16 protein-coding genes are annotated in these 13,257 nt (G+C 67.5%); 11 read left to right on the plus strand and 5 right to left on the minus strand.

The features are described from left to right. Positions 1 to 643 precede the first annotated feature (643 nt). The 4 genes from ACTWQA_RS39130 (at position 644) to ACTWQA_RS39145 (ending at position 2,800) form a co-directional block, all read left to right on the plus strand. On the plus strand, positions 644 to 1,027 hold the full coding sequence (locus tag ACTWQA_RS39130; protein WP_443163979.1) for a hypothetical protein: 384 nt from the start codon (positions 644 to 646) through the stop codon (positions 1,025 to 1,027). 346 nt (positions 1,028 to 1,373) lie between these two features. Then, positions 1,374 to 1,919: an STAS domain-containing protein gene (locus ACTWQA_RS39135; protein WP_443163980.1), complete on the plus strand. Its 546-nt coding sequence runs from the start codon at positions 1,374 to 1,376 to the stop codon at positions 1,917 to 1,919. Further along, positions 1,876 to 2,208 (plus strand): STAS domain-containing protein, encoded by a 333-nt coding sequence (locus tag ACTWQA_RS39140; RefSeq protein ID WP_443163981.1) that lies wholly within the window; start codon positions 1,876 to 1,878, stop codon positions 2,206 to 2,208. Before ACTWQA_RS39135 ends, ACTWQA_RS39140 begins: the two co-directional genes overlap by 44 nt. A gap of 226 nt (positions 2,209 to 2,434) precedes the next feature. Next, positions 2,435 to 2,800 carry a hypothetical protein gene (locus ACTWQA_RS39145; RefSeq protein WP_443163982.1) on the plus strand — a complete coding sequence of 122 codons (366 nt, stop codon included), beginning with the start codon at positions 2,435 to 2,437 and terminating at the stop codon, positions 2,798 to 2,800. Between the two features lie 255 nt (positions 2,801 to 3,055). Here ACTWQA_RS39145 and ACTWQA_RS39150 read toward each other — a convergent pair whose 3' ends face one another. After that, positions 3,056 to 4,336: a helix-turn-helix domain-containing protein gene (locus ACTWQA_RS39150; RefSeq protein WP_443163983.1), complete on the minus strand. Its 1,281-nt coding sequence runs from the start codon at positions 4,334 to 4,336 to the stop codon at positions 3,056 to 3,058. 172 nt (positions 4,337 to 4,508) lie between these two features. Here ACTWQA_RS39150 and ACTWQA_RS39155 point away from each other — a divergent pair, with 172 nt between their 5' ends. The 5 genes from ACTWQA_RS39155 to ACTWQA_RS39175 all read left to right on the plus strand — a co-directional run bounded on the left by ACTWQA_RS39155 (position 4,509) and on the right by ACTWQA_RS39175 (position 6,580). After that, on the plus strand, positions 4,509 to 4,946 hold the full coding sequence (locus tag ACTWQA_RS39155) for a hypothetical protein (protein WP_443163984.1): 438 nt from the start codon (positions 4,509 to 4,511) through the stop codon (positions 4,944 to 4,946). A 65-nt stretch (positions 4,947 to 5,011) separates the two neighbouring features. Next, positions 5,012 to 5,206, plus strand: coding sequence for a hypothetical protein (locus ACTWQA_RS39160; protein WP_443163985.1), 195 nt, complete (start codon positions 5,012 to 5,014; stop codon positions 5,204 to 5,206). A gap of 208 nt (positions 5,207 to 5,414) precedes the next feature. Then, positions 5,415 to 5,684: a hypothetical protein gene (locus ACTWQA_RS39165; protein WP_443163986.1), complete on the plus strand. Its 270-nt coding sequence runs from the start codon at positions 5,415 to 5,417 to the stop codon at positions 5,682 to 5,684. Between the two features lie 306 nt (positions 5,685 to 5,990). Continuing rightward, complete coding sequence (locus ACTWQA_RS39170; protein ID WP_443163987.1) at positions 5,991 to 6,125, plus strand: hypothetical protein; 135 nt, start codon at positions 5,991 to 5,993, stop codon at positions 6,123 to 6,125. A 149-nt stretch (positions 6,126 to 6,274) separates the two neighbouring features. Next, complete coding sequence (locus ACTWQA_RS39175) at positions 6,275 to 6,580, plus strand: hypothetical protein (protein WP_443163988.1); 306 nt, start codon at positions 6,275 to 6,277, stop codon at positions 6,578 to 6,580. A gap of 185 nt (positions 6,581 to 6,765) precedes the next feature. Here ACTWQA_RS39175 and ACTWQA_RS39180 read toward each other — a convergent pair whose 3' ends face one another. The 4 genes from ACTWQA_RS39180 to ACTWQA_RS39195 all read right to left on the minus strand — a co-directional run bounded on the left by ACTWQA_RS39180 (position 6,766) and on the right by ACTWQA_RS39195 (position 10,686). Next, positions 6,766 to 8,445 carry a tyrosine-type recombinase/integrase gene (locus tag ACTWQA_RS39180; RefSeq protein ID WP_443163989.1) on the minus strand — a complete coding sequence of 560 codons (1,680 nt, stop codon included), beginning with the start codon at positions 8,443 to 8,445 and terminating at the stop codon, positions 6,766 to 6,768. A gap of 2 nt (positions 8,446 to 8,447) precedes the next feature. Further along, positions 8,448 to 8,702 carry a helix-turn-helix domain-containing protein gene (locus ACTWQA_RS39185; protein ID WP_443163990.1) on the minus strand — a complete coding sequence of 85 codons (255 nt, stop codon included), beginning with the start codon at positions 8,700 to 8,702 and terminating at the stop codon, positions 8,448 to 8,450. Between the two features lie 296 nt (positions 8,703 to 8,998). Further along, positions 8,999 to 9,895, minus strand: a complete 897-nt coding sequence (locus ACTWQA_RS39190) for a TRM11 family SAM-dependent methyltransferase (protein WP_443163991.1) — start codon at positions 9,893 to 9,895, stop codon at positions 8,999 to 9,001. Then, entirely contained in the window at positions 9,895 to 10,686 is a 792-nt protein-coding gene (locus ACTWQA_RS39195) for a hypothetical protein (protein ID WP_443163992.1), read from the minus strand. Before ACTWQA_RS39195 ends, ACTWQA_RS39190 begins: the two co-directional genes overlap by 1 nt. A 572-nt stretch (positions 10,687 to 11,258) precedes the next feature. Between ACTWQA_RS39195 and ACTWQA_RS39200 the strand changes: the two genes are divergently transcribed. Both ACTWQA_RS39200 and ACTWQA_RS39205 read left to right on the plus strand, forming a co-directional pair. Next, positions 11,259 to 11,672 carry a hypothetical protein gene (locus ACTWQA_RS39200; protein ID WP_443163993.1) on the plus strand — a complete coding sequence of 138 codons (414 nt, stop codon included), beginning with the start codon at positions 11,259 to 11,261 and terminating at the stop codon, positions 11,670 to 11,672. A gap of 350 nt (positions 11,673 to 12,022) precedes the next feature. Then, the gene (locus ACTWQA_RS39205) at positions 12,023 to 12,958 is read left to right on the plus strand and encodes a hypothetical protein (RefSeq protein WP_443163994.1); all 936 of its coding nucleotides are present in this window, start codon (positions 12,023 to 12,025) and stop codon (positions 12,956 to 12,958) included. Positions 12,959 to 13,257: the final 299 nt, after the last annotated feature.

Genomic DNA, 13,257 nt, shown 5'->3' on the forward strand with positions numbered 1-13,257 from the left:
CCCCGGCGCTGGCGCCCGCGTCGCAACCTTCGAAGAGAAATGGACAGAAAATGACTTTATGTCGGACTTAGGTAACCCTTAGTGACACGCCCGGACATACGGGACGGCCATGACGTGACCTGCGACAACGTCGGATAGCCGGTCTTCAACTTGCGTTCATGGTCTCGCGTTTCTACGGTTGGATCACTACATGTAGTGGTTACAGCGATGTAGTTCACCACAAGTTGTGTTTCGGCGTCCCCTGGTCCTGCTGGGAAGATGGCGTACACAAAGGGTGGGGGGAACGCGAGAGCCCGGAAGGCGATCCCAGCGCCTTCCGGGCTCTCGACCAGGCAATACACCGGGACCAGACACTGGATCCGGGCGCTAAGTACCTGCTACATCCACCTGCAGGGTAACCAGTGCTCGGACTAATAAGCAAAGTATTCAATCCAGTGCACAACCTGATTCCCGGTGCCGGACGGCGGCGTCAGATGGTCTGACCTGCCAGAACGCGGAAGGGAACAAGATGCCCAACAGTCGGGGGAAGAAGGAGGCGGCTGCAGTCGCCTTCTGTGAGGAACGACGCGTCGGCTGCGGCGAGGGGCCGCTCGACCCGGACACCGCGGCCGCTGGCCGGCCGGGTGGTTGGTAAGGGCCGGGCGTGGCCGCCGTACCGGAGAGCTCCGGCGGCGCCGGAGCCTCGCCGCTCACGAGCAAGGCGTTGTGGACCCGGGTCGCGGGCGCGGTAGGCGTTAGCGGCACCGCCAGCGCCCTGGCGCTGAGTGGCGCGCTTCTGCTAGCTGTGGCATTCCTCGGGGCACTCACCGTGCTCGCATGCGTCGTAGTCGCGATCTCGCTCGTGCGTGACGATCCGCGCATGTTCGCACGGGTGGTGTGCCTCACTGGGCTGCTGCTGGGCCGCCGGGTCCAGGGCTACCTGACCGCCTTGCGCGAGGCGGACGGTACCGTCCCCGTCCTGATCAAGATCGAAGGGGTCGAACCGGCGCCGCTGCCACCAGCCCAGCCGAGCGCCGAAGACAGATAGCCCAATCGCCGGGTCCGGGTGCGCGAGACCCCGGCACCCGGCGATTCGGTTCGTGAGTGCCGTTGGGGGACAACGGCGTCGTTGCGAGGAGAACGGCACTACCCGCCACGAACTCGGCTCCGCATGCCGTTGATGCGGTATCGCATATTGACAACGGCAACGGCTCTTGGCTTCCTCTCTGAGAGCCGTTGCGTTTCGAAATCGTCAACTTCCACGAGCTGAGGTCGACGTAATCGCCCGGCTGCCCCGACGTGTGCGAAACGGATACAGCTGACTACCCCAAGTCCATGTGGCGGTCTGGCTTTCCTGCCTCCGAGTTCAGCTCTGGGCTCGACGGTGACGGCATGTGGCCGCCACATCACTCCGGCCGACTCCCCAAGACGGTGATGATCTCCATCGCTCCGCCTTCTACGCCCCGAACTTCGGCGAGGCCATGATGTCGCCCCTGAGCCTTAACTGCCAGCCGTTCACTGCAGGCGTGGTGATCATCGTGGCCGGGGAGCTCGATGCCACCAACTCTGACGATCTGGAAACCTATATCGGCCGGGTGCGGCAGCCCGGCCGACCCGTGGTCCTCGACTTGGGCGAGCTCACCTTTATGGACAGCACCGGCCTGCACGTCCTGCTTCGCGTGCACGGCGACGTACGCCAGCAGGGCGGCAGCTTACACCTAGCCGCCGTCCAGGATCTGCCCGCTCGCCTGCTGCAGATCACCGAAGTGTGGGATGCGCTCGACATCCATCCCAGCGCGCAAGCCGCGATCACGGCTCTGCTCCGTCCCCTGCACCGTCGCTGCGCCTGCGGAGGCTGCCATGAAGCTGACCCACCGCTACCAGAACGGCGCGTGTGTGATCACGATCGCCGGCGAGGTGGACGTCACCACCTCCCGTGAACTGGAAACCTACCTCGACCTGGTACGCCGCAGCCTGGACGACCATCTGATCATCAATGCCGGCGCCCTGGCCTTCCTGGACAGCTCCGGCCTGGCCGTGCTGCTCGCCGCCGCGGTGCTCGCCCAGGCCGCCGGTGCCGCCGTACACCTGGTTGGGCTGCAACCGAGGGTGGCCCGGATCTTGGAGATCACCGGCGCCATGGTCGCCATCCGCACCCACGAACACATGGAGCAGGCGCTGACCGCGATCGAGAGCATGAGCGGGGCCGGAATCGCCGAACCGGCATGAGTACTCACCGTGAACCGCCGACGCTCACAGCACACCCGCTGAGCGCAAGGAGGTCGGCGCCACAGTAGCTGGAAGACCAGGTCCGCCGCAGGCTTCACGCAGTTGATGAGGTGGCGACCAAGTGTTGATCAAACTATGTCGCCAGCCCAGCTGACGTGCAGGAGCTTGCAGTTCCTGAGGTCCAGAGTGACACCGTTGCCCAGCCCTTCACCGGAACGGTTCGCTCATGCCCGCTCGCCTTCCCCTGGCGGCTGCCGCCTTCGCCATCATCGTTCTCGCCCCTTCACCCGCTTCCGCACAGCCATCTGGCGGTTGGCAGGATGACGCGGGGTGGGGCTCGGTCACTGTCTCGGCCGATCGCACGCACATCGAGGTGTGCGATCTGCAAGACGACGGGCAGGCCGTGCGGGTCGAGTACGCAACCACCTACCTGCAGAAGTGGACGGTTGTTGACACCAATGGAGCCCGCTGGGGCTGCGGGACCGACTCCACCATGATCAGCCGCATCACCGTCTTCAAATTGTGCCAGGGACGCACCTTCGGCACCTGTCGTCCCTCCGTGTGGGTATCCCGCTCCGGCTACCTGGGATGAGGCCTCTTAGGCCGGCGGCGAAGGCCGCGAGACCCACGTTGGACGCCCTCTGCAGGACCTTACTGAAGTCGCGCGCATGGCTGAGGCAGGTGTAGCTGACGAGATACATGTTCCAGCGGGCCCCGGCAATGGCCCGGAGATCGCCGCTCGCGGTCGCCGCGCGCTCCGACATCTGGTCGTGGGTGCTGCCATGGCGGTATCGGCCGTACACGGACCTGCAGACAGGGAGAGGTACACGCGGCATTTGCGGCGCCGCTAAGCGTCGGCCGCCGGTCTGGCCGCCAGGCTGCGCAGCTCGCGAGCGGCCTCAAGCTCACGCCCCTTCTTCGGCAGCGCATCCAGGATGCGGCCGAGGGTGCGACAACGGATCGTGCTGATCGGCCAGGCATGCGCGGTGGTCACGGCATGGCCGAGCCCGTGGTCGATGTCGCCTTCACCAACGAGTGCGAGAGCACGCACGAGCTCGTAGTGGTTGATGTTCCCGGTGAAGGTAGGCGGGCAGACAGCGATCGCCCTGTCGACGGCGGCGGTTGCCGGCGTCGTGTCCCCGATCAGGGCCAGCGAATAGGCGTTGGCCCAGGCAGCGTCGCGTTCCGCGAAGCTCCACAAGGGTGTTGTCCGTTCGCTGGTCGCGTCGCCGGGCAGCCGCTCGTACACATCCCGCAGCTCGCCGAGGGCGACACGTACCGTGTGGACGTCGCCCTGCGATGCGGCGACGAACGCCCGCGCTCGCAGCGCCTCGGCCAGGCCGGCGCTCGCCGCGCCCTGGGCTATGTGCACGGCGTCTTCAGTCAGGCGGGCAAGGACAGGGGCGGGCCGCCCGGCCCAGAACCCGTATTCGGCCTCCCAACCGCGTACCCACACCCGCAGCTCCCGATCTCCGGTCGCGTCGGCGGCGCGGCGGGCCACCTGCCACGATTGGCGTGAGGATCTCAGCTCTCCCACATCGCTCATCTCCATGCCCATGAGGACCGCGAGCTGTGCGCTGACGCGGAGCAAGCCTGTACGGGCCACCGCGGAGGAGGTGCGTTGGAGGAGCCGGGAGACTTCGGCCAAATCGGCGGCTACTGCGTGAATGAGCGTACCTGGCGCCTGCGTGTAGTAAGAGAATCCGTGCTCCCACGCGATCTCTTCCCAGTCATCGGCGTGAATTCCGCGGTCGGCGACGGCATTGTCGATGCCGGAGAACAACGTTTCCAGGGTGCCTGGTGGAATGGCCACTCCTGCGCCCAATGCGGCGAGCAGTCGCATAGCAGCACGCCGATGCATGTCATCATCCTCGGCAAGATCGCTGGCTTCTTCGGGGACGACTTGGCGAAGTCGGTCGAACTCGCCAGCAAAGGCACGCAGCGCCTTTAGCCGTCCCTGTGCACCATACAACGCATCCAGCCGCTCTATTACGTCAGGCAGCACCTGCGCCTGACCGCGCTCCCATCTGGACAGGTCGCCATGGTCGCAGAGCGCTTGCGCCGCCGCCTCGCGCTGGCTGAGACCGCACACCTCATCGCGCCAGTGACGCAGCTCCGAGCCCAGCAAGTGCCAGGGCGACGCGGAGGGATCAACGGCGTCAGGGCGGCGAGGCATTCGGATCGATCTCCTCGTTGGTGGGATTGGTGGGAACGCATATTCCAACATCCACCCTCTTGGATGTCCCCGCTCACTCTTTCACTATGACACTGCGCTTTCTCCCGGAAACGCGAGAACCCCTGTGCGCTGGTATCCGCTGATCAGGAAGGCCATGGCGATGAATACCGACATTGACCTCAAGTCGACCGCAGAGATTGAGCGCACAGGAGCAGTGGCCAATATGAACCTCATTGGCGCGAACGCAAGCGCGCTCATGCAAGTCGCCATCGAGGACACTCCGATGGGGGCATGGCTACGGCTCGATGTGCGGGACCGTCAGCTCGCAGTGCTGCGCAACACCTTCCCTCCGTGGCGGATCACCTACGGCCTCACTCCAACGGGCCTGGGCTGGAGAGCTGAGCCGTCTTGGCGGCTCACGCTGGAAGAGGTGACGGTTGGGGTTCGGCGACTCTTGGAGTGCCGCAGTCCCATCGACCTGATGGCGGAGCTGACCGATCAGGTGGCAATCATCCAGCGCCTGGCCCGCCCGGCCCGTGAAGCCCCTGTCCCGCCAGGCTAGCCGGGCACCCAGGCTTGGTCTACATGCCCGGCGTCATCGAAGAACCAATGCGAGGGAGAACCCCCATGACAGCCAGATTGCTACAGCCCGACCTGTGGGCGGTCACCTCGGGAGAGGCCACGTTCACGCTTCTCGACGGCACGGGTATCGAGTACACAGCGATCGGTGACGGCGACCACTACGCCATTCGCGATAAGGACCGGCCGCAGGTCGAGATCCGGCCCGGCAACGACTGGCGCAAGCGCGGCGCGGTCCTCTGACACCGCCCAAATGAGACACCCGGCGCGCGCTGGAGATCTGCCCGGGACCCGACCGGCGCGGCGGCGATGCGGCCCACCCCGCACGGCCTTCCGCCGCCGCGCCACTGAAAGTGATCACTTTGTTCATTCCAGAACCGCACACTGTCGGCACGGGAGGCCGGCTGTGACCTTTACCGGCCCGAGCACGTGTACACGGTGCCACGCCGACGTGATCGTGGTTCGACTGCTCGAAACGCACCGCACGATCGTTCTGAACGCCGAGACCATCGCAGGCGGCGACTACACGATCTGGGCGAACGGCAACAGTGCCGGTTACACCTGGATCGGGCGTGCTCGCCCCGCACAGGTCCGCCCTCCCAAGCAGGGCGCACCTGCCGGGTGGGACGCCCGAGCCGAGGCCGACCGGCGCTTGTGGTGGGTCGAGCACCAGCACAACAAGACGTCCCAGCAGATCATGGAGATGCGGGAGCCTGCATGACTCGTCCGTTAGGCCACACGCGGCACGCCCCCACCGTGCTGTGCCTGGACACGCCAGACCAAGGTGCTGCGCAGCACCCGAGCATAGGCAGGCGCGGCGGCGCCTTCCTCCGACCGATCCCGCCACCGCCTCGTACGTCCGAACTCCTCGACAGCCGAAGCTGCCTCGGATCTCACCGAGTATCGGCACCGCGACATGGCCGAAACCGCCACGGCAGCAGCTTCGAGCACAGCCTGCCCGAGCCCCGCAACACCCACACGCCCTGGCCACCCGACTACTACGTCCCCCATGAATGGAGCACCCGTCGTGTCTCGCCACAAGATGATCAGTGCGTTGGCTCTGCTGTTGACCGCCGGCTTCCTCACCTTCGCCTTGCTGGCCCCCGCCAGTGTGACCAAGCCGATCAGCCAGGCTCTGGTCGTGGGCCTGCTGATCACCTGACTCGTGACCACCCTACGGAACGTCTACCTGGCACGGCGAGTCGCCAACCGCACCCGCCCCGAACCCCCGCGACCGCCCTCCCCACCCACCCCGTAGACAGCAGTCCCTCCCCCTGCCCCGCAGCCATCCACCACCTACCGGAGTCAGCCATGTCCGACCCCATCGCCCCTGCCGTGACCGCCGAAGCCGCCACCCACCTCAACGAGCTGCAGCAGGCGCTGCAAAGCCTCGGCCTGCACGCCCGCCTGCTCACCCAGGACGACCGGCTACCGCGCCTGCGCGTGATCAACCCCAAAGCCACCACCCTGACGGAAACCATCTCCGTCGCGCAGAAGCACGATCAATGGCTGTTCTGCTGGTCCTGGAACGAACCCATCACCGAGGTCGCCCACCTCGCCACGGCAGCCGAGCGCATCCGCTACGTCCTGGCCGCAACATCCCCCAACACCGCATAGTCCCGCTCAACGCGTTCCCACAACCTGGTGGCAGGCCGGTGCTCTACATTCCCCGGTCGGTCACCCACGCGGCGATGATCACGGCGTCTCGCTGGATGTCTGATCATCGCCGGGGGGCGGTCCCTCGCGTTAGGGACAATCGCGGAAACCCAGGGCCGCGATGCGAGGACCGCCCCCACGAACGACTACCTGGGCGGCATCGGGATCACTGACCCGCCTGCCTTCCCCTGACCTCTCGTTCCGGGCCGGGCGATGCCTGGCTGGGGCGGCACCCGCCCAGGCGCGGGCACGGCAGGGGCTGTGAGAAGAGCAGCGGTCGCCTCGGCCGCCGCAGCCGCCGCTTCTGGGTAGACGCTGGTGTAGGTGTCGCGGGTGAACGCCGAGGACGTGTGCCCGAGCGTCTCTTGCACGATCTTGATGTCGACCCCGGCCGCGAGCATCGCGGTGGCCGCGCCGTGCCTGAGGTCATGGAGCCGGATCGGTGGCAGGCCCGCCTCGTAGCACAGCCAGTAGAAACGGTCGGTCACGTGCTGCGGATGCAGCGGACGCCCCATTTCATCGGTGAAGACGAAGCCTGAGTCGACCCAGTCCTCGCCCGCGGCCAGCCGCTCCCGGGTCTGGCACCTCTTGTGCTCCTTCAGGATCGCCATCGTCTCGGCATCCACCGCGATCTCCCGATCGCTGGCGTCGGTCTTCGGAGTTCCCTGGATCGGGTCCCAGCCGAGCTGGGTGATCTGCCAGTGCACGCCGATCCGTCCCTTCTCGAAGATGACGTCCGGCCAGCGCACGCCGACTCCTTCACCGCGCCGCAGGCCACGTACTGCGATCAGCCGGTACAGGGCGAACAGCCGATCCCGGCGGGCGTAGGCGAGAAACTCCGAGGTCTGCTCGGGACTCCACACCATCACTGGCGACGGACGCACCGTGCCGATGTAGGCGGCGATCGGGTCGACCCGCTTGCCTTCGCGGGCCCGCTTGAGCCGATCCACGTGCCCGGCGTGGTCTTTGCGCCACTGGGCGACCTTCTCTTCGGTCCAGATGACCGGCTTGGGCCGGACGGCGGGGGCCAGCTCGACAACGGCAGCGGGGTTGAAGTCCAGCAGCCGGTCTTGGCAGATTGCGATGTTCAGCGCGTGCCGCAAGGTCGCTCGGATGCGGTGCAGGGTGGTCGGGCCGACCGGGCGGCGGTAGCGGACTGAGGCCACCCGGGACGGGTCGCCGCTGGCGCGTTCGGTGGCGATGATGTCGTTGAACTCCTCGATCGCGTCGAACATGCCTGCGATGTCGGAGACGCGCAGCCGGTCCAGCCGGATGTCCCCTAGATACGGCTTCAAATAGAGCCGGACGTGGGAGGCGTAGGAGCGCTTGGTGGTCTCCTCGATCGCACGCTTGCGCTTGAGGAACTCCTCCAGCCACTCGGCCACGGTGATGTGCCGGTTCAGGTCCTGGCGGGTGCGGACCTTACGCCGCACCTCCTCGGTGTCGGGCAGGCTCTTGGTGTCCTTGAGCATCGACAGCATCAGCTTGGTGATCTGCCGCCGGACGACCGGGTCGGTGTCGAGCGCGAGCAGGCCGCGGGCATGGTCCAGTTCGGCCGCGGCATCCTCCAGGGTGGCGAACCCGCTACGCCGCAGCGGGTTACGTCGCTTGCCGTCCGCGTGCGGGGGCAGCTCCAGCTGGTAGCCCCAGGTGCCGTGCGTGGTGTTCCACCGGGCTCCACCGTCACCGTGCGGGCGGCGCAGCTTCGGGCAGCTCTTGCCGAGCCGCTTTCCGGTGGCGGGGTCCTTACAGGTGCAGCTCTTGAACGTGGTGCCCTTGGCGACGCCGGGCTCTCTGCCGGTCGTGCGCGGATCCTTCGCCATCATGGTCATCCTTCCTCGCTGGCCGGGCGGCTGATCGTGCCGTCCGTGCTGGGATGGTCGAGTAGCGCCCGCAGCCCGCGCACCGGCACCGCGTACCGGCCGCCGATCCGCAGTACCCGGCACGGGAACTGCCCCGCGCGGGCCAGGCGGTAGGTCGTAGTGCGGCCTAGGCCGAGCAGCCGTCCGGCCGCGAGCAGGCTGATCACCTCGGGCGCTGCCTGCTGCGCCGGGTGGCTGGCTGAGGTTGTGCTGCTGGTCATGCGTCACCTCCGTGAGCGTTGATGAACAGGCCATGCGGCCCTTTCGGGCCGCGCGTTCCCGGCGGGCTGTGGTGGGCGCTACGCCCCCGATCCGCCCTGTCCGGTCTCCAGGGGCGGGTGTGACCGGCCGTTCATCGACGGGCGGCCATAGCCCCTGACCGGGGTCCGGTACGGGCGGATGGGTGGCGGGCGGTATCGACGCCCACCTCCATGGCCCGCGTCAAGCGAAATCCGTAGGTTCAGGCCGCGCCCCAGCGCCCGGCCCTGTGCGGAGCCGGGAGCCAGGGGGCGTGTTGCTACTCCAGCTCGCGGACGGTGGCGAGAGCAGCGCGAGGCTCGGCGTCGGACGGCGTCTGCGGTCGTTGGAGCACAAGGAGGTCCTCGTGCGCGATGGCATGGATGGGCACCCCGCGCGCCCATCCCTTGCGCGCCTCGTGCAGCTGGAAGAATGATGCCCGGTTGAGAAGGTGGCCGTCGCCGAGCCCGCACAGCAGGCACACGATCCGATCGGCGAACACCAGCCCGGCCTTCTCGGCCAGCTGGTGGACGTGACCGGGCAAGTCGATCAGCTCGCCTCGCACCCGGTACGGCCGTACCGTGATCGCCACCACGCCGCCCGGCCGCAGCAGCTCCACGCAGCCGACCAGGATGCGGCCGAACCCCTCCAACAGGTGCGGGAGCTGCTGGTGGGCGAGGTTGTCGCGGTCGGACGAGTAGCGCTGGTTCCACTTGCGTACACCTGGCTCACCGGTGTCGCGGGTGGAGCGGATGTGCCCGTGCGTGGCGGCCCCGTACGGGGGTGAGGTGAGCACCAGCGCTGCCCGCCCGAGTAGGTCGGGCAGTAGCCGAGCGATGTGCCGGGAGTCGCCGGCCATCACGCGCCCGAAGCCGGGCGCTCCCTGCTGGCGGGCGTGACCGAGATTGGCGACCGCCAGGCGCGCCCATCTCTCCTCGTACTCCACACCTGCGGCGTGCCTGCCGAGATGAGCGGCCTCGACAAGGGTGGTACCGATCCCGCACATCGGATCGACCACCAGCTCCCCTGGCTCGGTGTAAGTCTCGATCACCCGGGCCGCGATCGAGGGCAGCATCTTGCCCGGATGCCGCATCGACTCTGGCACGTACCGGCCCTTGCGCTGTACCCGCGACGGTCGCTGTCCCGTCGCCCACACCGACGTCGTCACCTTGGACATCAGGCCTCGCCCCCATCCCACTCGATGGAGCCGGCTCCGGCCGGCGTGCTCGAGTCGCCGCTGGAAGGCATGGCCGTGTCGCAAGACGGTGATGGCCTGCGTCCGGTGAAGATCAGTACGTCGCTGTGCGCGCGACTGCTCGCCGGCAGCCCGGCGCATTCCGGCAGGTCCCCGATCGCGGCCGCGGTACGGCGGGAATGATCCGTGTCGATTCTCTCTCCGCGCACAGGATGCCGCAGGGCCACGATGTGCTGCAGATACACCAGCCCTGCGTCGCGAGCACGGACGACGATCTCCGGTACTGGGTCGACCACACCGCCTTCCCGACGCAGCCCAGTGACCACCACTAGATGCCCACCCGGCTTGACCAGCCTCGCCGCACCAGCAAGGTCGAACACCTCGCCTTCCACATCAGGGCGGCCGATGAAGTCGCGCTGGCAGGTCTGCTCGACGACGACCAATCCAGCGCTGCCTGCGAGATCAGCCAGCAGCGAGGAGTCCTCGTCAGGATCGGTGATGCGCAGCTCGGTGACCTCCAGGTCGTCGTTGGCGTGGGTGCGGGCCAGGCAGGTCCAGGACACGCCCGCCCGAACGGCGTCAGCGAAGACGGCCACCGGCAGGCAGCCTGCCGTCAGCGCAGCCGAGACGAGCTGATGATCGCTCGCGCCGAGGTGGACCACGGTCTCGCCCAGCCGCGTGCACGCCGCGACCAGGTGACGGGCCAGCGGGCCACTGATCGGATGGCAGCATCCCGCCGGGCAGATGGCGGGTGATTCGGCGTCGGATGCCACCGCCCATACCGACAGCGGCAGATGCCCCCGGCCCGAATGGCGATCCGGCCGGAGAGAAGCGTCGCCGGGCTGAGTATCGGGTTCGGCTGTGATGGTCGTAGTGGGCCCGGTAGCGGTACAGGCGCTGGTGGATGTGCATGTGAAAGCAGTTGAGGTAGGCGTCGTGTGTTCGGTCATGTGGGTGTGGCCCGAAGTGCCGGCCACCGAACCCTGTCACTGTTCCAAATACCTGCCGCACGACCCGAGTTAGGACAGGCCGTCCAGCAAAGATTCGGCAAGACCACCAGCCGCATCCCACCCGGACTCCGCCGATCGGCGACTCCCAGCTTTTCATCCACAGGCTGTGGGCAGGCTGCGCTGCGGCCGCTCACGAGACCGTCGAGGTCGGCACGCAGGGCCTGCGCCCCTCGAACGCAACCACTCCCACGATGGTCGTTTTTGCAGGTCACAGCGTTTCCGTACACGTTCCGAGCAAGATCCGTCATCGACCCCGTACGGGTGGCCACCTCCGCCGGCCGGTGCGACCTACCCTGTAGGAGGACACACCCAGAGGGTGAGCGGAGGCGGTCTACATGCCGAGTCAGAAGGATGAACTGGCCGAACGCCGCTTCGCCAAGCTCGTCGATCAGATCAGGGCGATGATGTCCGACAGTCTCAAGCCGGAGTACCGAGGCTTCTACGGCCAGCTCATCCTCACCCAGCAAACGGCCGCGGAAATGGGCGAGCCCGCCGACGTTCGCCGAGCCGCACGGGCGGCAGGACGCCGCCTCGGCTGGCGGATCCGAACCCACGCCACCGACGACGGCACGCTCTTCATCATCGATGATCGCGACCCGACCCAGGAGGTCCGCGACCTGGCGGCCCGCCGTTCCGCCGACGCCGTCTCAGCCTTGATCGCCAGCGTTCGGGCCGAGGCCCGCATGCGACGCACCAGCGCACCAGGAACGCTTCCCAGCGGTCCGCGCGGCCCAGGCCAGGACGTGTGAACGAACGCGCCTGCGGGCCCAGCCTTGCCGAAGCGGTTCCAACCGCCAGGCTCCAGGCTCGGATCCATCGCTTGACGCAAGCTTGACCCAGGACTTCCGGCCACGCCTCATCACCGCAGGCCAGAAGGGCATTCTCGGGAGCGCGCGGCTGCTCGCGCCTTCGTATCTCCTGCCGGACACATTCCGTACTTCTCGGCGTTTTCGCAGGTCATCCATGGTTCCGGCGCGTTATCCAATGGCGGTGGGATCTTTGCCGTGCCCGATGACTGATCATTTTGTGTCCGGTTCCTGCCCGGGCTCTCTGGCGACATGGCGACGTCCGAACCGACCACGCCTTTCGGAGCGTCGCCATGTCTCACTCTTCGGTCCAGCTCTCCACGGACGCCACCACCAACTCGACCGTCACAAGCCCACCCGCCGGCCGCACCGACCTGGACGGCTCGGCCACGACCCGCCTGACCTCCGCCGAAGCGTTGTCTACCGCAGACCTCGACGTGGAGATTGCCCCCACCGACGAGGGGCTCGGCGACTGCCGGGGACTGGGCGGGTCGCTGCCGCTGGATGTGGCCGAGCGCGCCTTCACCCTTCTCATGCGCGGTCCTGAACCGCTGTCGGTGGACGGCGCACAGCTCGGATACGGGCTTCCGGCCCGGCCGATCCCGCTCAGTGAGCTGCGCGAGATGCTGCTGCACCCGTCCTGCTCCCGCGTCACCCGTGACCACGTGTGGCGGCACCTGATCGGCCAAGCACGCGACCACCGAGGAGCGTGGATGGTTGCCGCCGTCACCATGGCGATCCCGATGCTGCGCCGCCTCATCACCGCCCTCGCCGACACGATCCCTGCCGAGCGGATCGACCGAGAAGACCTGGAAGCCGACGTGCTGACGGCTTACATGCAGGCCCTTCTCCGGGTGAATCTCTCCTGGTCACATCCGCTGCTGCGGCTGTCACGGCTGACCCGCATCGCCGTCCTTCGCGCTCACGCCACCGATCAGCCGGGCCTGCTGGCCGACCCCGACCTGTCCGACCGCACCGACAGCAGCCAGCAGACGCTCACCTACCCGGCCGGCCACCCCGACGTGCTCCTGGCCCAAGCCGTCGCTGAAGGGATCATCTCCGGCCTGGAGGCGGAGCTGATCGGCGCCACCCGGCTGGACGGTGTTCCGCTCAGCGCCTACTGCCGCCGCCGTGGCCTGCTCTACTGCACCGCGCTCAAGCGCCGGCAGCGCGCCGAAACCGCCCTTCGTCAGGCGCTCCAGCGCGGCGACCTGTCCAGCAGCCTGTAGCGATCGCACTCGCGGTCAGCGGCGAGCAGCCAGCAAAGGCTCCGCAAAATCCGCTGGCCCTCATGTCCTAACTCGGCCTTTCACCCAGGTCTTTTACCCGGTGAGAAGGCAGCGCGGAGGGCGCCCGGCCCGGCAGCGAGACCCGTACCTGTTCACCGGTCCCTGTCACCCGGTCCAGCCCATCCAGCACCCGCTGAAGGAGGACGCCCACCCGGTCCCGTGATCGGGCCGGCACCTCCGCGCCGTCCTCACCACCCGCCGTCATCCGACCTGCACCTGCCACTGCCTGGAGGCAGCAC

The sequence above is a fragment of the Nonomuraea sp. 10N515B genome, from assembly GCF_052245915.1.
Classification (GTDB): Bacteria; Actinomycetota; Actinomycetes; order Streptosporangiales; family Streptosporangiaceae; genus Nonomuraea.

Coding starts and splice junctions, on each gene's coding strand:
- ACTWQA_RS39145 (WP_443163982.1), top strand. CDS start 2,435: ATGCCCGCTCGCCTTCCCCTGGCGGCTGCCGCCTTCGCCATCATCGTT.
- ACTWQA_RS39185 (WP_443163990.1), bottom strand. CDS start 8,702: ATGACCAGCAGCACAACCTCAGCCAGCCACCCGGCGCAGCAGGCAGCG.
- ACTWQA_RS39205 (WP_443163994.1), top strand. CDS start 12,023: ATGTCTCACTCTTCGGTCCAGCTCTCCACGGACGCCACCACCAACTCG.
- ACTWQA_RS39200 (WP_443163993.1), top strand. CDS start 11,259: ATGCCGAGTCAGAAGGATGAACTGGCCGAACGCCGCTTCGCCAAGCTC.
- ACTWQA_RS39160 (WP_443163985.1), top strand. CDS start 5,012: ATGACAGCCAGATTGCTACAGCCCGACCTGTGGGCGGTCACCTCGGGA.
- ACTWQA_RS39175 (WP_443163988.1), top strand. CDS start 6,275: ATGTCCGACCCCATCGCCCCTGCCGTGACCGCCGAAGCCGCCACCCAC.
- ACTWQA_RS39180 (WP_443163989.1), bottom strand. CDS start 8,445: ATGATGGCGAAGGATCCGCGCACGACCGGCAGAGAGCCCGGCGTCGCC.
- ACTWQA_RS39190 (WP_443163991.1), bottom strand. CDS start 9,895: ATGTCCAAGGTGACGACGTCGGTGTGGGCGACGGGACAGCGACCGTCG.